Here is a 17054-nt window from a genome sequence, read left to right on the forward strand (position 1 = left end):
GGACATCATAAGGGTGCGCCCATGAAATGGGTAGTTCACAAAGGATCGATGAGGGCGACCAAAGCCGACTGTTCGAGCGGGCCCGGGGCTGTATACTTGCCGCCTATTTGAGGAGCGCTCCATGGTCGAACAAGTTGAACTGAATCGCCTCTATTGGCACAGTCGCCGCGGCATGCTTGAGCTTGACGTGTTGCTGGTGCCGTTTGTGAAAGAGGTTTATCCGCACCTCAACCAGGTGGATCGTGATCTGTACGTCCGTCTGCTGACGTGTGAGGATCAGGACATGTTCGGCTGGTTCATGGAGCGCAACGAATCGGAAGATCCGGAGCTTCAGCGCATGGTTCGCATGATCCTGGACCGTGTCCAGCCCAAGTAACGCGTTCGAATGCCGCTGGCATGCCTCACGGCAGTTGCTGGCGGCCTATCTTCTGGCCCAGCTGTTCGCGCTGGGTTCGCTAATTCTTCTCTCTATACCGCTCTGGGCCAGTCTGCTCGGCGTTGTGCTGTGTGTGGCTCACGGTTTTTGGGTATTGCCGCGACAGATTTTGCTGACGCACCCACAGGCGTTTCGCGGTTTGCGTCGCGATGCCGATGGCTGGCAGTTGTGGAATCAGGCGGTGGGTTGGCAGCCCGTGCAGCTGCGGCGGGACAGTCTGGCGTTGCCATTGATTGTGGTACTGCGTTTTCGTCTGCGCGATGAGCGACGGGTCAGGGCGATCTGTGTGCCGCGGGATTCGCAGGCGGCGGATATGCACCGACGCCTGCGGGTTCGGCTCAAGTTCAGTCGGCGTAGGTGGGCGGCACCAGAATAGTGTCCAGGGCGACCGGCAACATGTTCGGGTAGTCGAGGGTGTAATGCAGGCCGCGACTTTCCTTGCGTTCCATGGCTGACTGGATCATCAACTCGGCCACCTGCGCCAGGTTGCGCAACTCGATCAAATCCCGGCTGACCTTGTAGTTGCTGTAGAACTCATCGATTTCGTCCAGCAACAGTTGCACTCGGTGCTGGGCTCGTTGCAAGCGCTTATTGGTACGCACGATGCCGACATAGTCCCACATGAATCGCCGCAGTTCGTCCCAGTTGTGCGCAATGATCACGTCTTCGTCGGAGTCGGTGACCTGGCTCGCATCCCATACGGGCAGGGCGGTTGGAATTGATACCTCTGGCAAATGTTCAAGAATGTCCGCCGCCGCCGAACGGGCGTAAACGAAACATTCCAGCAGGGAGTTGCTGGCCATGCGGTTGGCGCCATGCAGGCCGGTGAAGCTGGTTTCACCAATCGCATACAGGCCCGGCACATCGGTGCGCCCCCGCTGATCGACCATCACGCCGCCGCAGGTGTAGTGCGCCGCCGGCACCACCGGGATCGGTTGTTTGGTGATGTCGATGGAAAATTCCAGGCAGCGTTCATAGACCGTCGGGAAGTGCGTCTTGATGAAGTCTTCGGGCTTGTGGCTGATATCGAGGTAAACACAGTCGATACCCAGGCGCTTCATCTCATGGTCGATCGCGCGTGCGACGATATCCCGCGGTGCCAGCTCGGCCCGTGGGTCGAAGCGCTGCATGAAGCGTTCGCCATTGGGTAGCTTCAGGTGGCCACCTTCGCCGCGCAGGGCTTCGGTGATCAGGAAGCTCTTGGCTTGCGGATGATAAAGGCAAGTGGGGTGGAACTGGTTAAACTCCAGGTTCGCCACCCGGCAGCCCGAACGCCAAGCCATGGCGATGCCATCACCGCAGGCGCCGTCGGGGTTGCTGGTATAGAGGTAGACCTTTGCTGCACCGCCCGATGCAAGGATCACGAAGCGCGCGCCATAGGTGTCGACTTCGCCGGTGCCGCGGTTGAGCACATAGGCGCCGAGGCAACGATCGCCTTCAAGGCCAAGGCGCTTTTCGGTGATCAGGTCGACCGCGACCCGCTGCTCCAGCAGTTCGATGTTGGGACGCTGTTTGGCCTGATCGAGCAGGGTTCTGAAGATCGCGGCGCCCGTCGCATCGGCGGCATGGATGATGCGCCGATGGCTGTGACCGCCTTCGCGGGTCAGATGAAACTCGAAACCACCGTCTTCGGTGCCTGACTGCTCATCGCGGGTAAAGGGCACGCCTTGGTCGATCAGCCATTGAATCGCCTCTCTGCTGTGCTCGACAGTAAAGCGCACAGCGTCTTCATGGCACAGGCCTCCGCCGGCGTTGAGGGTGTCATCGACATGGGATTCGACCGTGTCGGTGTCATCCAGAACGGCAGCGACACCGCCCTGGGCCCAGAACGTCGAGCCATTGGCGAGGTCGCCTTTGCTCAATACGGCGATGCGCAAATGACCGGGCAAGGTCAGCGCAAGGCTCAAGCCGGCAGCACCGCTGCCAATTACCAGAACATCGTGTTGAAACTGTTGGCTCATTTCAGGATTCCGCTCAAAGCGACCCGGGACGGGGTTGGCGCAAGACAGCTGGATCGGCGAGTCAAGACAGCCACACAGCCCACTAGTATATAGAGGGGGGGCGCGGCACAATAGCCGGGCCCACATGGCATTGTGAAACTACTGTGGCGGAAAAGACCGGTCGCTTCGTCGGAAGTTTTTTTGACTGCTTTGGAGACAAGGCGACTGTATCGTGGATTTAACAGTCTTTTTCGCTTCACGGTTGCACACTATCGGTTTCGGGTAGCTATAAATATGGAACTTTTGCCAAAGGCTCAAGATCAAAAGACGGTTGCCTGAGACAAGGGACAGTGTCGGCTTCGGTGCGGGACTTGCGGTTGGGTCCTTAGCTGGCGAATCCGATGACAAGATTATTCGCGCAGCCGGGTTATTCCGCACTGCGCTTTTCGTGCGTGCAAATCAGAGCCCGCAGGAAACTTGCTTGGAGGGGGGGAGAACTTTTGCGAAAAGCCCGAGTCTATGTTTGCAAGTCTGGTCGTTCAGTGATGCAAGCCTCCTCCGAGCTTATCGAGGAGTGTTCATGCTAACCCAGGAAGAGGATCAGCAGCTGGTCGAGCGCGTTCAACGCGGCGACAAGCGAGCTTTCGATCTGCTAGTGCTGAAATACCAGCACAAAATTCTCGGGTTGATCGTGCGTTTCGTGCACGACACCCATGAAGCCCAGGATGTCGCACAGGAAGCCTTTATCAAGGCATACCGTGCACTTGGTAATTTTCGCGGAGACAGCGCGTTTTATACGTGGCTTTACCGCATCGCCATCAACACGGCGAAAAACTATCTGGTTTCACGCGGCCGCCGGCCGCCGGATAGCGATGTCAGTTCCGAGGATGCAGAGTTCTACGATGGCGATCATGGCCTCAAGGATCTCGAGTCGCCAGAACGTGCATTGCTGCGGGATGAGATCGAAGGCACCGTCCATCGAACCATTCAGCAACTGCCAGAAGATTTGCGTACGGCTTTAACTTTACGTGAATTCGATGGTCTGAGTTACGAGGACATTGCCAGCGTCATGCAATGTCCGGTGGGTACCGTGCGCTCCCGGATTTTCCGCGCTCGGGAGGCCATCGATAAAGCCCTGCAGCCGTTGTTGCAGGAAAACTAAAGACAGCGGCGACAGCCAAGAGAGGAACGCCATGAGTCGTGAAGCCCTGCAGGAATCGCTGTCCGCAGTGATGGATAACGAAGCGGATGAGCTGGAGTTGCGTCGGGTATTGAATGCCTTCGACGATGTTGAAACCCGCGAAACCTGGGCTCGTTACCAGATCGCTCGGGCAGTCATGCACAAAGATCTGCTGCTTCCTCGTCTGGATATCGCTGCGGCAGTCTCTGCTGCGCTGGCTGACGAAGCCGTACCAGCAAAAGCCTCTCGCGGCCCATGGCGCAGCCTTGGTCGTCTGGCAGTCGCTGCTTCGGTGACGGTTGCCGTGCTGGCGGGTGTTCGTCTGTATAACCAGGACGAGATCGCCGGTGTCGAACTGGCTCAGCAATCCAATCAACCGGGTCTGACCGCTCCTCAGGTCAAGGGTCCCGCTGTATTGGCAGGCTACAATGAGAGTTCGCAAGCCACTGGCCCTATGGCCAACGGCGTATTGCAAGGTCAGCCAGGCTGGCACGATCAGCGTTTGCCAGGTTACTTGCGTCAACATGCTCAACAGGCTGCACTGAAAGGTACTGAGAGCGCTCTGCCTTACGCTCGTGCAGCAAGCCTGGAAAACCGTTAAGGAGGATCATGCGCGCCATCCCTCTACTCACGCTTCTGATCAGTGGCTGGTTTGTTGTTCCAGCCCACGCCGATGAAGCCCAGGACTGGCTGAAGCGTCTGGGACAGGCCGAGCAAACGCAGAGCTTTCACGGTACTTTCGTCTACGAGCGTAATGGTAGTTTCTCTACCCATAACATCTGGCATCGCGTCCAGGATGGCAAGGTCCGCGAGCGTTTACTCCAGCTCGACGGCTCGGCACAGGAAGTCGTACGCATTGATGGGCATACTCAATGCGTGAGCGGCACTCTGATAGCAGGGCTGGGGGACTCACCCAACTCCGCCGCTCGTGCGCTCGATCCCCAAAAGCTAAAGAATTGGTATGAGCTTGCCGTCATCGGCAAGTCGCGTGTGGCCGGGCGTGCGGCTGTGATCGTATCGTTGACGCCTCGCGATCAACATCGCTATGGTTTTGAGCTGCATCTGGACAAGGAAACCGGTTTGCCGTTGAAGTCATTGTTGCTCAATGACAAAGGGCAACTGCTGGAGCGATTCCAGTTCACCCGACTGGACACCGCCGAGGTGCCTTCCGACAGCGATTTGCAGGCAGGTGCTGATTGCAAACCCATTACCCTCGACAGTGACAAGGCTTCCGCCATCAAAACTGTTCAGGTCTGGCATTCGGACTGGTTACCGCCAGGTTTCGAACTGACCAGCAGTACCTCTCACAAGGATCCGGAAACCAAGGTTCAGGTCAGCAGTCTGATGTTCGACGATGGTCTGGCCCGATTCTCGGTGTTCCTGGAGCCGTTGAATGGCGCAACAGTCACTGACACACGTACCCAGCTGGGGCCAACCGTTGCTGTCTCCCGGCGATTGACTACCCCGCAAGGCGATATGATGGTGACCGTGGTCGGTGAAATCCCCATCGGCACCGCTGAACGGATTGCGCTGTCCATGCGCAACGATGCTGCGGCTACCAGCAAGCAATGAGCTGATCGGCCATGCTCACCAATCGGTGCCTGGAGGGTGCGAGAGGTTGGCAATGGCTGCCCCCGCCGTTGATGTCTCGAAATGTTTTGCCAGCATTTTCATTTGCAAATATCCCGAAAATTTTTTATAGGTCAGAGCCCCCTCGGCTCTGGCCTTGTTTGTTGTTCCCGGAACAAAAATACCGGCGTATCGTTTCCGGTGTTCCTTGCTCCATATCGCTTAACCATGCTCGTCGTAACGGGAGCCGTATGTCGATACCACGCTTGAAGTCTTATCTCTCCATTTTTGCCGCCGTGTTGGTGCTCGGTCAGGCGGTCGCTGCGCAAGCGGTCGAGTTGCCTGACTTCACGCAGTTGGTCGAGCAAGCCTCGCCTGCGGTGGTTAACATCAGCACCACCCAAAAGCTGCCGGACCGCCGGATGTCCAGCGAGCAAATGCCTGACCTTGAAGGATTGCCGCCAATGCTGCGTGAGTTCTTTGAGCGAGGCATGCCACAGCAACCACGTTCCCCGCGCGGCGATCGTCAGCGTGAGGCTCAATCCCTGGGCTCGGGTTTCATCATTTCGTCTGACGGCTACATCCTGACTAACAACCATGTGATTGCCGATGCCGACGAGATTCTCGTGCGCCTCGCCGATCGCAGTGAGTTGAAAGCCAAGCTGATCGGTACCGATCCGCGCTCTGACGTCGCTTTGCTGAAAATCGAAGGCAAGGACCTGCCGGTTCTCAAGCTTGGCAAGTCGCAGGACCTGAAAGCCGGTCAGTGGGTGGTGGCGATCGGTTCGCCGTTCGGCTTTGATCACACGGTGACCCAAGGTATCGTCAGCGCCATCGGCCGTAGCCTGCCGAACGAAAACTATGTGCCGTTCATCCAGACCGACGTGCCGATCAACCCGGGCAACTCCGGTGGTCCGCTGTTCAACCTGGCCGGTGAAGTGGTCGGCATCAACTCGCAGATCTACACCCGCTCCGGCGGCTTCATGGGCGTATCGTTCGCGATCCCTATCGATGTGGCAATGGACGTTTCCAATCAGCTGAAAAGTGGCGGTAAAGTCAGCCGCGGCTGGTTGGGCGTAGTGATCCAGGAAGTGAACAAGGATCTGGCTGAATCGTTCGGTCTCGAGAAGCCGGCCGGTGCACTGGTGGCTCAGATCCAGGATGACGGTCCGGCTGCCAAGGGCGGCCTGCAAGTGGGCGACGTGATCCTTAGCATGAACGGTCAACCGATCGTCATGTCCGCCGATCTGCCGCACCTGGTGGGCGCGCTGAAGGCTGGCTCGAAAGCCGATCTTGAAGTGATCCGCGAAGGCAAGCGCAAGAACGTCGAGCTCACCGTCGGCGCTATTCCCGAAGAAGGCAAAGAGTTGGAAGCCCTGCCTAAATCCAGTGTCGAGCGCAGCAGCAATCGCCTGGGTGTTTCCGTGGCCGAGCTGACCGAGGAGCAGAAGAAAACCCTCGACCTCAAGGGTGGTGTGGTTATCAAGGAAGTTCAGGACGGTCCTGCTGCCCTGATCGGCTTGCAGCCGGGCGATGTGATCACTCACCTGAATAATCAGGCGATCGGCTCCTCCAAGGAGTTCACGGACATTGCCAAGGCGCTGCCGAAGAACCGCTCGGTGTCGATGCGGGTTCTGCGCCAGGGTCGCGCCAGCTTCATCACCTTCAAACTGGCTGAATAAACCGGTTGTCGGCTGAATAAAAAACCGCCTCGAAAGAGGCGGTTTTTTTGTGTGAATTTTTTGTGTCTGAAGCAGTTAGCCCATCATGTCCTTGACCATCCGCTCCTGCTCCATCAACTCGCGTTGCCTTGCGTCGATCCGCGATGACAGCGGGAAGTTGCTGCCAGCCTTACGCTTGGCGAAGTCCAGTTGCTGGATCGCCTGGCGATAGTCGCCGACCAGTGCAAAGTACTCCGCGCGAGCCTGATGCAAGCCGATGATGTTGCCCGATAGACCGCGAGTCTCGGCCACCATGTACCAGACGTCCGGATCGTCGGGTCGGCTCTTGAGCAGGTTCTCCAGCGCTTTTTCCGCTTCGGCCGCTCGATTCTGCTTGAGCAGCAGGTCGACACGCACTTGATTCAGTGGGTAGTTGCCGGGGTATTGAGTGAGCATCCGGTCGACCCGTGTCTGAGCATCGGGTAGACGGTTATTGGTGATGTCGAGATCGACCTGCGCCAGGTTGTAGATGATCTCGTTCGGCGATTTGGCCAGCAGCAGCTTGAGGTTCTCGCGAGCCTCATTCAACTGACCGCCCTTGATCTGGGCGATCGCCAAGCCATAGCGCGCAACGTCGTTTTTCGGGTTTTCATCGAGTTGGGCCCGAAAGCGTTTGGCGCCCAGGCCTGGAGTTTCTTCATAGATCAGCTGCACACGTGCCCGAATCAGCTGATAACGCATGCTGTCTTCGATACCGCCCGGCTTGGCTTGTTCGGCGCGGTTGCGGGTGTCGGCGATCCGCGATTCGGTCACCGGGTGAGTCAGCAGGAATTCTGGTGGCTTGGCGTCGAAGCGATACTGGCGCATCAGTCGTTCGAACATGGTCGGCATCGAGCGCGGATCGTAACCGGCCTTTTCCAGATTCATGATGCCGATACGGTCGGCTTCCTGTTCGTTCTGGCGCGAGAAGCGCCGTTGTTCCTGAATCGCCGCCGCCTGAGTGCCGGCAATGGCCGCAATCCCGGCATCGCCTGCACCGGCCGCGGCAATCACGATGCCAGCCAGCAGGGCAGCCATCATCGGCACTTGCATGCGCTGCTGGGCTTCGACACCGCGGGCGAAGTGACGCTGCGACAAGTGAGCCAGTTCGTGGGCCAGTACCGAAGCATATTCGCCCTCGGTCTGGGCATTGAGGAACAAGCCACCGTTGACGCCGACGATCCCGCCCGGCGCGGCAAACGCGTTGAGCTGCGGACTGTTGATCAGGATGAACTCCAGGCGCCGGTCATTGACCTGGCTGGTTTCCACCAGCCGGTAGACGCTGGATTCGACGTAATCCTTGAGCTGCGGATCGTTGAGCTGCGACACCTGACTGCGCAACAGCGCCAGCCACGCACGGCCCAGTTGGTGTTCCTGTTGCGGCGAGACGATGGCAGAACTGGCGTCACCGAGTGACGGCAAGTCGTCGGCGAAGCCCGGTGAGGCGAGCAGGCAAGCGAGCGTCAGCAGGGTAGGGCGCAAAAAAGTCATGCACAAAGCCTTAGTCGACAAAGACCTTACTGTAGCCGGACACTACGCTTGGGACCAGATATTCTAAGCGGCTCAACCCCCCGCCCCGGAGTGATTCGATGACTGATGCTGTAACCCACGATGCCGAACTGGACGCCAGCGGTCTGAATTGCCCGTTGCCGTTGCTCAAGGCCAAGCTGGAACTCAATCGGATGGCCAGCGGTGCGGTACTCAAGGTAATCGCCACCGATGCGGGCTCCCAGCGCGACTTTCGCACCTTTGCCCGATTGGCCGGTCATACGCTGCTTCGTGAAGAAGATGAGGCGGGCATTTACCGCTACTGGTTGAAAAAAGCCTGAAACCTGCTGCGTTCGTTTCTAAGGATTATTGATGTTCAAGGTGTTACGCGATTGGATTCAGCGCTATTTCTCGGATGAAGAGGCTGTGGTACTGGCGGTCCTGCTGTTTCTGGCATTTACCGCAGTGCTTACCCTAGGGGGAATGCTTGCGCCAGTACTGGCCGGGATGGTGCTGGCGTATCTGATGCAGGGGCTGGTCGTGACCCTTGAGCGCCTGCGCATGCCGGGTGGCGCCGCGGTGGGGCTGGTCTTCGCGTTGTTCATGGGGTTGTTGCTGGTCTTTATCATCGTCGTGGTGCCATTGCTCTGGCACCAACTGATCACGTTGTTCAACGAATTGCCCGGCATGCTCGCCAAGTGGCAGTCGTTGCTGTTGCTGCTGCCCGAGCGTTATCCGCACCTGGTGTCGGACGAGCAAGTGCTACAGGCGATCGAAGTGGCGCGGGGCGAGATCGGCAAGTTCGGTCAATGGGCTCTGACGTTCTCCCTGTCCAGTCTGCCGCTGCTGGTGAACATCATGATTTACCTGGTGCTGGTGCCGATCCTGGTGTTCTTTTTCCTCAAGGACCGGGAGATGATCGGCCAGTGGGTGCGCGGTTATCTGCCGCGGGAGCGGGCGCTGATCACCCGGGTTGCCCAGGAAATGAACCGGCAGATCGCCAATTACATTCGCGGCAAGGTCATCGAAATCTTCATTTGCGGTGGCGTGACTTACATCGCATTCGTGGCGCTAGGGCTCAACTATTCGGCGCTGCTGGCCTTGCTGGTGGGTGTGTCGGTCGTGGTGCCTTACGTCGGGGCGGTGGTGGTGACCGTGCCAGTGCTGCTGATTGCGCTGTTCCAATGGGGCTGGAGCGATCAGTTCATCTATTTGATGGCGGTCTACGGGATCATCCAGACGCTGGACGGCAACGTGCTGGTGCCACTGTTGTTCTCGGAAGCGGTCAATCTGCACCCGGTGGCGATCATTTGCGCGGTGTTGCTGTTTGGCGGGTTGTGGGGCTTCTGGGGCGTGTTCTTTGCGATTCCCCTGGCGACGCTGTTCAAGGCCGTACTGGATGCCTGGCCGCGCAAGGAACCGGTGGTGGCGCCGCTGCTTTAATTGTCAGTCTTGAGGGCCTCTTCGCGGGCAAGCCTCGCTCCTACAGGGTTTGAAATCCTGTAGGAGCGAGCGGTGCGGCGATCCGACTTGCCCGCGAAGGCGTCCGAACAGGCGCCCAAATAATCAGGCCTTGTTCAGCGCCTGAGCAGCAGCCAAAACCGCATCCACATGCCCCGGCACCTTCACACCGCGCCATTCCTGACGCAGCACGCCGTTCTTGTCGATCAGGAACGTGCTGCGATCGACGCCCATATATTCCTTGCCATAGAGCTTTTTCAGCTTGATCACGTCGAACAGCTGACACAGCGCTTCTTCTTTGTCACTGATCAGCTCGAAGGTGAACGCCTGCTTGGCCTTGAAGTTCTCATGGGATTTCAGGCTGTCGCGTGACACGCCGAAGACTTCGGTATTGGCGGCTTTAAAGGCTTCAAGCTGATCACGGAAACCCTGACCCTGGGTGGTGCAGCCCGGCGTGCTGTCCTTCGGATAGAAGTAAATCACCACTTGTTTGCCTTTGAGGCCCGCGAGGCTGACGGATTGCCCGCTGGTGGCGGGTGCTTCGAAGTCGGCAACCGGTTGGTCGATGGCTACGGCCATGAAAGCTTCCTTACATTGGGTTTTGTGGGCGCCACGGTTCAATCAGTGCGTCCAGGTTCATGGCGTCGGCGAAATCCAGGAACTGGTCGCGCAGCCAACTGATCTGGGTGCCAGCCGGCAAGGTCACGGTGAACGTGGCGTTGAGCATGGTGCCGCCGGTCTGCGGGGCCTGATAGGTGTCGCAGGTCAGGTTCTCCAGCTCGACGTTGTGATCCATGAAGAACTGGCACAGCTCGTTGATGATGTCCGGGCGGTAGGCCGAGCTGACGTAGGCGACGTACGGCAGGGCTTGGGGACGGTTCTCCAAGGCTGCGCTACGGATCACATTGACAGTGAATGCATGCCGTTTGGCCAGCACTGGCAGACTGCCTTCGAGGCGCGCGAGGGCGTCCCAGCTGCCAGAGATTTCGAGAATGAGCGCACTGCATTCACCATGGCGCGTCAGGCGAGAGGTGACCACGGCGCAGCGGTTTTCATGGCTGGCACGGCACAGGACGTTAGTCAGCTCCATGGGGTTGGCGCCGAGGGCACTGATGACAAGGAATTGTTCGCGAACTGTGGGGGTGGACATGCAGCATTCCTAAAGCGATGAGCGGTCGATACTTTTATGGGCTTTTTTTACCGGGACGAGCCTGCGGATGCGAATTCAGAAAACCCGGCCGAAGGTTGCAACGTGCTCCAGTATGGCGAGAGCGAGGAGTGGCAACGCTGGATCGGGGCTTGTGATGCCGAAAATGGAGGCTGGAACGCGGCGTACGAGCTTATCAGTACCGATCAAAGTCTGAAGGGTAGCGAAAAGCAGCGCCAAGGGGAATGGCAGCAGCGCAGTACTTCGCTTGTACAAGCATCTTGGCGCCAGTACCATTACCGCTCTCTTTTTCCGGCAGGAGCGGTTGCATGATTGCGGGCAGTATGGTGGCACTGGTCACACCCATGGATGCACAGGGTCGTCTCGACTGGGACAGCCTGAGCAAACTGGTGGACTTCCACCTGCAAGAGGGCACCAACGCCATCGTTGCAGTCGGCACTACGGGTGAGTCGGCCACGCTTGATGTGAACGAACACATCGAAGTGATTCGTCGCGTGGTTGCCCAGGTTGCAGGGCGTATTCCGGTGATCGCCGGTACGGGCGCCAACTCGACGCGCGAAGCGATCGAACTGACGACCAACGCGAAGAACGCCGGCGCCGACGCGTGCCTGCTGGTAACCCCTTACTACAACAAGCCGACGCAAGAAGGCCTGTACCTGCACTTCAAGGCAATCGCCGAAGCCGTCGACATCCCGCAGATCCTCTACAACGTGCCAGGCCGAACCGCGTGCGACATGCAAGCCGAGACGGTGATCCGCCTGTCGACCGTGAAGAACATCATCGGCATCAAGGAAGCCACGGGTGACCTGCAGCGCGCCAAGGACATTCTGGCCGGCGTGAGCAGCGACTTCCTGGTTTATTCCGGTGACGACGCGACCGCAGTCGAGCTGATGCTGCTCGGCGGCAAGGGCAATATTTCGGTGACCGCCAACGTCGCACCGCGCGCCATGAGCGAGTTGTGTGCCGCGGCCATGGCCGGTGATGCCGTCAAAGCCCGGGCGATCCACGAAAAGCTGATGCCGCTCAATAAAACCCTGTTTATCGAATCCAACCCTATCCCCGTGAAATGGGCACTGCATGAAATGGGCTTGATGCCGGACGGTATCCGTCTGCCGCTCACCTGGCTCAGCGCTGCCTGTCACGAACCGCTGCGGCAGGCCATGCGCCAGTCCGGCGTCCTGGTTTAATTGAGGAAGTACAACGCATGAAGCGAATGGCCGGACTTTCCGCACTTGCCTTGATTATCTCCAGCACCAGTGGCTGCGGATGGATCTGGGGCCCGGAAGGTTACTTCCGTGACCGTGGTAGCGATTACCTGGAAGCGCAACAGACTGCACCGATGCAACTGCCACCAGAGGTCAGTACCGCCAAGCGTCTGGATCCGCTGTTGCCGATCCCTCGCAACGTGGCCGACGACACCGCCAAGGGCGAATACATCGTGCCTCGTCCACAGCCGCTGTCGGCATCGGCTGACGCCAGTGCCTACTCCCTGCAGAAGAGCGGCGCCTCGCGTTCGATCCTGGCTCAGACCCCACCGGCCGAAGTCTGGCCCGTGGCCGTGCAGTTCTTCCAGGACAACGGTTTCCGTCTGGACGAACAACGCCCGCAAACCGGCGAATTCACCACCACTTGGCAGCATTCCGACGAACTGTCCGCAGCGATGGCCAAGCGCCTGAGCGCGGCGGGTGTCGGTGCTGACAGCGAAACCCGCGTGCGGGTGCGTATCGAGCCAGGCGTGCAGCGCAACACCAGTGAAGTCTATGTGGTCAGCGCCGAGCGTCCTGCCGGCAGCACCGCCAACGTGGATTTCACCAATCGTTCGGTCAACACTGGCCTGGACGCAGCACTGGTCGACGACATGCTCGCGAGCATGAGCCGTACTTCGGAGAAGGGCGGTTCGGTCTCCATGCTGGCCTCTCGTGATTTCGATACGCCAAGCCGTGTCAGCCTGACCGAAGACGGCAGCGGTAACCCGGTGCTGAACGTCGGTAATGACCTGGATCGTGCCTGGTCGAGCGTTGGCCGTGCGCTGGAGCAGGGCGAATGGCGTGTTGAAGACATCAACCGCAGCCTGGGCCTGTACTACATCAACCTCGCCGAAAAAGCCGAGAAAAAGGACGACCAGCCAGGTTTCTTCAGCGGCCTGTTCGGCAGCAAGCCGAACAAGGAAGAAGTTGAAGCCCGCGCCGAGCGTTATCAGGTTCGCCTGAGCAAGGTCGGCGAGAGCGTACAAGTCACCATCGAGAAAAACATCAACACCGTGGCGCCTGCAGACGTGGCGCGCAAAGTGTTGACCGTGATTCAGGACAATCTGGGCTGATCACATGCGTTTTGCCGTTCTCGGCAGCGGTAGCCAAGGGAACGGCACGCTGATAGCCAGCGACGACACGTTTGTACTGGTGGATTGTGGTTTCTCCTTGCGAGAAACTGAAAAACGCCTGCTGCGACTGGGTGTGAACCCTACGCAGCTGAGCGCGATACTCGTGACCCACGAACATGCCGACCACGTGCATGGCGTGGGTTTGCTGTCTCGGCGTTACAATCTGCCTGTCTACCTCAGTCGCGGAACCCTGCGCGGGATGCGCAAACCGATTGAACCCGCAGGCTTTCTGGCCGGCGGCGAGCAACTGCAAATAGGCAATCTGAACATCGGCGTCATTGCCGTGGCCCATGATGCACAGGAGCCAACGCAGTATGTCTTCAGCGACGGTCAACGGCGTTTCGGCCTGTTGACCGACCTGGGCTCATACTGCAATACAGTGCTGGATGGCTACCGGGACCTCGATGCATTGATGATCGAGTCCAACCATTGTCGTGACATGCTGGCTCGCGGTCACTACCCGTACTTTCTCAAGCAGCGGGTGGGCGGTGAATTGGGACATTTGAACAACCATCAGGCGGCATTCCTGGTGGCCGAGTTGGGCTGGCAAGGCCTGCAACACCTGGTCCTGGCCCATCTGAGCAGCAAGAACAACCTGCCGCAGCTGGCCCGGCAATGTTTTGTCGACACCCTCGGGTGCGACCCGGACTGGCTGCAACTGGCCGATCAAGATTCAGGGCTCGACTGGCGACACATCGCCTAGCCCACCTACTTAGCAAGCGGAGCCCATCATGGAAAAACGTGAAGAACTTTACCGCGGCAAAGCCAAATCGGTTTACAAGACCGATGACGCTGACCGCTTGATCCTGCTGTTTCGCAACGACACTTCGGCGTTCGACGGCAAGCGCATCGAGCAGCTCGACCGCAAAGGCATGGTGAACAACAAGTTCAACGCCTTCATCATGCAGAAACTCGAAGCAGCCGGCGTGCCGACTCAATTCGACAAACTGCTGGGCGACAACGAATGCCTGGTGAAGAAACTCGACATGATTCCGGTCGAGTGTGTCGTGCGTAACTATGCCGCCGGCAGCCTGGTCAAGCGTCTGGGCGTCGAAGAAGGCATGAAGCTCAATCCTTACACCTTCGAACTGTTCCTGAAGGACGACGCCAAGGGCGACCCGTTCATCAACGAATCCCACGTCGTGGCGTTCGGCTGGGGCACCGCCGAGCAACTGGTTCGTATGAAAGAACTGTCGCTCAAGGTCAACGAAGTCCTGAGCAAACTGTTCGACGACGCCGGCCTGCTGCTGGTCGACTTCAAACTCGAATTCGGCGTGTTCTCCGACGGCTCCATCGTCCTGGGTGACGAGTTCAGCCCGGACGGCTGCCGTCTGTGGGACAAGGCCACCGGCAAGAAAATGGACAAGGACCGCTTCCGTCAGGGCCTCGGTGACGTTATCGAAGCCTACGAAGAAGTCGCCAATCGTCTGGGCGTACCGCTGTAATCGACGCAAGCATCTGATAGCACGGAAAAATTTCGCTTAGGGGGTTCGCTTCCGGCAAAAGTGTTGTTATGATGCGCGCCGTTGGAGAGATGCCAGAGTGGCCGAATGGGACGGATTCGAAATCCGTTGTACCTTCACCGGTACCTAGGGTTCGAATCCCTATCTCTCCGCCATTATTGAATAAGACTAAGCCCCTGAAATTGTTAAAGATTTCAGGGGCTTTTTCGTTTCTGAGATTTGATTTGGGCATTTTTTCAGGGCAGAAAGCTCACTCTACAGAGTGCTCAATCCTGTTTGCGCCTCAGGCCTGGCCTTGAGGACGAGGCTTGTTTCAGTCAGGGTTAGTCGTTGAAATCCTCATCGCAGCGTTAAAATGTGAGGCCTAGTTTTACGCCATACTCGTCCCTTGTTTGTTTGTCGAAATCGGTCACCACAAATTGACCATCCAGGTCATATTTGAAGCGGTTGTAGTATAGGGATGCTATAACCGGAATCGCTCCTTGCTGATTGAACAGGAAGCTCAGTTCGACAAAAGGATTAAGGGTGTTTTTTAAATCCTGGCTCTCGCTGCCGATGCCATTGATCTTCAGCTTCGAGTCACCATTGATTGCCTTGCGAGTTCCCGCTTCAAGACGCAGGGTTGTAGTGCTGAACTGATGATTGTAGCCAGCAGCAACTTTAGCGAAGGGGGTGCGGCTGGTGAGTTCGACGTCGTACTTGTTAAAGTCCGGCTGAAAGCGATTCCATTTGTATCCTCCACCCAGCAAGATATCTACAAAATTGCGCGCATCCAAAGCAATCCTCCAGCCAAAATCCAGATCGACTTGACCATCCTCTACTTTCTGATTTTGTTGTTCAGAGTACTGCCCACTAATTTCTGCATGATAAACAAGGCCGGTCTGAGCGGTCATCTTGTTGCCGAAACTGAGAAATAATCCTCCTTCCGGCATGTGCTCGGTGGCCGTGCTTCTGCGTCCTGTGAATTCTAGTACGCTGTAGCTTCCCTGCAAGCCAAATGCGAAAACCGGATCTGTAGAAGGTGCAGCGCTACAGATAGTTGATGCGGTTCCCGCGAGAACGGTGGTGACAATAGCAGCAAGATTGGTTCTTTTCATAAGAACTCCATCAGTGCACTACTGGTCCGGAGTAGACCGATTACTTACAACCATAGTCGTTTTTTCAGGTGTTGGATCGATCATCGAAAGCAGCTGCTTATGAACGTGATAGGTCAGCCTGTCCTGATGTAAGTGAAGGGGTTCAGCCTGTCCACTTTCGGAAAAACCGATTCGAGCACGGCTAACTCTGTTGAGGGAGGAAGTTTTTTAGTGTCGGGTGAATCAGCATAGCAGCGTAAGAAAAATATGCCTGTTAACGGGAAAACTGATTCCTCCAAGTCTCTTTAATTACCGCCCCCCGTATTTATTGATCGCTTCGTGAATCAGGGTTTTTTTTCGAAATATCCCCTCACAGTGAAAGACGTTGCCTTAGAAATTCCTCATCTACTCTGGTTTCGCAGATCACTGATCTGTCGTAATCAGCAATCGCAAGGAGCGATCAATGTATTTTGAGATTTACAGGCAAACCCGTGGTACCGCGCAGACCGGCAAGGGCCAATGGCGCTGGCGTTTACGGGCGGGGAATCATGAAACAATTGCCAGTGGAGAGGCGTACGTCAACAAGTCTGATTGTGTGCATGCCATCAGTTTGATCAAAGGGACTGAGGATCAGACCCCGGTAAAGGAGATATAGGCTGCAGGCGGTGAAGCTGCTCAGTCAGAGCAGCTTCGTTCTGATCGGACGGGTTGCGCTCGCGTCTGGAGGCGTTCATGAGTGAGCGTGCGACTTTTCCGCTGTCCCAGTGAGTAGGGCGGCGCTGTGTTATATGTACGACCTTTCTGCCGATCTTCAGGAGCCCCGTTATGCCCCACCTGCACATGGAATACACCGCTAACTTACCCGAATTGAATGCCGATGTGGCGTTGATGCGACTCAATAACGCGTTGGTCGCTTCCGGCCAGTTTGGCGCTGAGTTCGACATCAAGGCTCGCGCCGTGAGGGTCGAGACTTTCAGGGTGGGCACTGCGCTCGGCGAGCGGGCGTTCGTGCATGTGAAGCTGGCGCTGTTGAGCGGTCGTTCGCCGGAGATCAAAAAACAGTTGTCTGAAAGCTTGCTGGCCGTGGTGCAGGATGTGTGTGAGTGGCCGACGGGAGTTGAGGTCCAGCTGTGTGTTGAAATCCTCGATATCGATCGAGAGTCCTACACCAAGACTGCCATTGGCCACTAAGT

At 57.6% G+C, this 17054-nt stretch carries 20 protein-coding genes and 1 tRNA gene; 16 read left to right on the forward strand and 5 right to left on the reverse strand.

Annotated features, from left to right (window positions below; all coding sequences use genetic code 11):
• Positions 1-121: 121 nt before the first annotated feature.
• Together CKW20_RS02410 and CKW20_RS02415 are read left to right on the forward strand one after the other, a co-directional pair.
• Positions 122-376: a succinate dehydrogenase assembly factor 2 gene (locus tag CKW20_RS02410; protein WP_030132661.1), complete on the forward strand. Its 255-nt coding sequence runs from the start codon at positions 122-124 to the stop codon at positions 374-376.
• Positions 360-812 carry a protein YgfX gene (locus CKW20_RS02415; protein WP_095051503.1) on the forward strand — a complete coding sequence of 151 codons (453 nt, stop codon included), beginning with the start codon at positions 360-362 and terminating at the stop codon, positions 810-812. The genes CKW20_RS02410 and CKW20_RS02415 overlap by 17 nt, the downstream gene beginning before the upstream one ends.
• On the opposite strand, the gene nadB is transcribed toward CKW20_RS02415, so the two are convergent.
• Positions 781-2397: an L-aspartate oxidase gene (gene nadB / locus CKW20_RS02420; RefSeq protein WP_095051504.1), complete on the reverse strand. Its 1617-nt coding sequence runs from the start codon at positions 2395-2397 to the stop codon at positions 781-783. The genes CKW20_RS02415 and nadB overlap by 32 nt on opposite strands.
• A 559-nt stretch (positions 2398-2956) precedes the next feature.
• Here nadB and rpoE point away from each other — a divergent pair.
• The 4 genes from rpoE to CKW20_RS02440 all read left to right on the forward strand — a co-directional run bounded on the left by rpoE (position 2957) and on the right by CKW20_RS02440 (position 6807).
• On the forward strand, positions 2957-3538 hold the full coding sequence (rpoE, locus tag CKW20_RS02425; protein ID WP_003172477.1) for an RNA polymerase sigma factor RpoE: 582 nt from the start codon (positions 2957-2959) through the stop codon (positions 3536-3538).
• 31 nt (positions 3539-3569) lie between these two features.
• The gene (locus CKW20_RS02430; RefSeq protein WP_095051505.1) at positions 3570-4157 is read left to right on the forward strand and encodes a sigma-E factor negative regulatory protein; all 588 of its coding nucleotides are present in this window, start codon (positions 3570-3572) and stop codon (positions 4155-4157) included.
• Positions 4158-4165: 8 nt separating this feature from the next.
• On the forward strand, positions 4166-5128 hold the full coding sequence (locus tag CKW20_RS02435; RefSeq protein ID WP_030132657.1) for a MucB/RseB C-terminal domain-containing protein: 963 nt from the start codon (positions 4166-4168) through the stop codon (positions 5126-5128).
• 248 nt (positions 5129-5376) lie between these two features.
• Positions 5377-6807 carry a DegQ family serine endoprotease gene (locus tag CKW20_RS02440; RefSeq protein WP_095051506.1) on the forward strand — a complete coding sequence of 477 codons (1431 nt, stop codon included), beginning with the start codon at positions 5377-5379 and terminating at the stop codon, positions 6805-6807.
• Positions 6808-6882: 75 nt separating this feature from the next.
• Here CKW20_RS02440 and CKW20_RS02445 read toward each other — a convergent pair whose 3' ends face one another.
• Complete coding sequence (locus CKW20_RS02445; protein ID WP_095051507.1) at positions 6883-8316, reverse strand: M48 family metalloprotease; 1434 nt, start codon at positions 8314-8316, stop codon at positions 6883-6885.
• 98 nt (positions 8317-8414) lie between these two features.
• On the opposite strand from CKW20_RS02445, the gene CKW20_RS02450 reads away from it, so the two are divergent.
• Complete coding sequence (locus CKW20_RS02450; protein WP_095051508.1) at positions 8415-8654, forward strand: sulfurtransferase TusA family protein; 240 nt, start codon at positions 8415-8417, stop codon at positions 8652-8654.
• 31 nt (positions 8655-8685) lie between these two features.
• The gene (locus CKW20_RS02455) at positions 8686-9756 is read left to right on the forward strand and encodes an AI-2E family transporter (protein ID WP_095051509.1); all 1071 of its coding nucleotides are present in this window, start codon (positions 8686-8688) and stop codon (positions 9754-9756) included.
• A 123-nt stretch (positions 9757-9879) separates the two neighbouring features.
• Here the strand turns inward: CKW20_RS02455 and CKW20_RS02460 are convergent, their stop codons facing one another.
• Both CKW20_RS02460 and CKW20_RS02465 read right to left on the reverse strand, forming a co-directional pair.
• Positions 9880-10353, reverse strand: a complete 474-nt coding sequence (locus CKW20_RS02460) for a peroxiredoxin (protein ID WP_095051510.1) — start codon at positions 10351-10353, stop codon at positions 9880-9882.
• A gap of 10 nt (positions 10354-10363) precedes the next feature.
• Positions 10364-10924 carry a glycine cleavage system protein R gene (locus CKW20_RS02465; protein WP_030132651.1) on the reverse strand — a complete coding sequence of 187 codons (561 nt, stop codon included), beginning with the start codon at positions 10922-10924 and terminating at the stop codon, positions 10364-10366.
• Positions 10925-10960: 36 nt separating this feature from the next.
• Between CKW20_RS02465 and CKW20_RS29495 the strand changes: the two genes are divergently transcribed.
• From CKW20_RS29495 to CKW20_RS02495, 6 genes are all read left to right on the forward strand, one after another.
• Complete coding sequence (locus CKW20_RS29495; protein ID WP_176466846.1) at positions 10961-11254, forward strand: hypothetical protein; 294 nt, start codon at positions 10961-10963, stop codon at positions 11252-11254.
• Complete coding sequence (gene dapA / locus CKW20_RS02475; RefSeq protein ID WP_030132650.1) at positions 11251-12129, forward strand: 4-hydroxy-tetrahydrodipicolinate synthase; 879 nt, start codon at positions 11251-11253, stop codon at positions 12127-12129. Before CKW20_RS29495 ends, dapA begins: the two co-directional genes overlap by 4 nt.
• 17 nt (positions 12130-12146) lie before the next feature.
• Positions 12147-13262, forward strand: coding sequence for an outer membrane protein assembly factor BamC (gene bamC / locus CKW20_RS02480; RefSeq protein WP_095051511.1), 1116 nt, complete (start codon positions 12147-12149; stop codon positions 13260-13262).
• A gap of 4 nt (positions 13263-13266) precedes the next feature.
• Positions 13267-14025, forward strand: a complete 759-nt coding sequence (locus CKW20_RS02485; RefSeq protein WP_095051512.1) for an MBL fold metallo-hydrolase — start codon at positions 13267-13269, stop codon at positions 14023-14025.
• Between the two features lie 28 nt (positions 14026-14053).
• Positions 14054-14767 (forward strand): phosphoribosylaminoimidazolesuccinocarboxamide synthase, encoded by a 714-nt coding sequence (gene purC / locus CKW20_RS02490; RefSeq protein ID WP_007898671.1) that lies wholly within the window; start codon positions 14054-14056, stop codon positions 14765-14767.
• A gap of 83 nt (positions 14768-14850) precedes the next feature.
• A tRNA-Ser gene (locus CKW20_RS02495) sits at positions 14851-14940 on the forward strand.
• Positions 14941-15135: 195 nt separating this feature from the next.
• Here the strand turns inward: CKW20_RS02495 and CKW20_RS02500 are convergent.
• Positions 15136-15882, reverse strand: coding sequence for a hypothetical protein (locus CKW20_RS02500; RefSeq protein ID WP_095051513.1), 747 nt, complete (start codon positions 15880-15882; stop codon positions 15136-15138).
• 442 nt (positions 15883-16324) lie between these two features.
• On the opposite strand from CKW20_RS02500, the gene CKW20_RS02505 reads away from it, so the two are divergent.
• Together CKW20_RS02505 and CKW20_RS02510 are read left to right on the forward strand one after the other, a co-directional pair.
• On the forward strand, positions 16325-16516 hold the full coding sequence (locus tag CKW20_RS02505) for a DUF1508 domain-containing protein (RefSeq protein WP_030132646.1): 192 nt from the start codon (positions 16325-16327) through the stop codon (positions 16514-16516).
• A gap of 170 nt (positions 16517-16686) precedes the next feature.
• Complete coding sequence (locus CKW20_RS02510; RefSeq protein WP_095051514.1) at positions 16687-17052, forward strand: 5-carboxymethyl-2-hydroxymuconate Delta-isomerase; 366 nt, start codon at positions 16687-16689, stop codon at positions 17050-17052.
• Positions 17053-17054: the final 2 nt, after the last annotated feature.

The sequence above is a fragment of the Pseudomonas sp. Irchel s3b2 genome (assembly GCF_900187445.1).
Lineage (GTDB): Bacteria > Pseudomonadota > Gammaproteobacteria > Pseudomonadales > Pseudomonadaceae > Aquipseudomonas.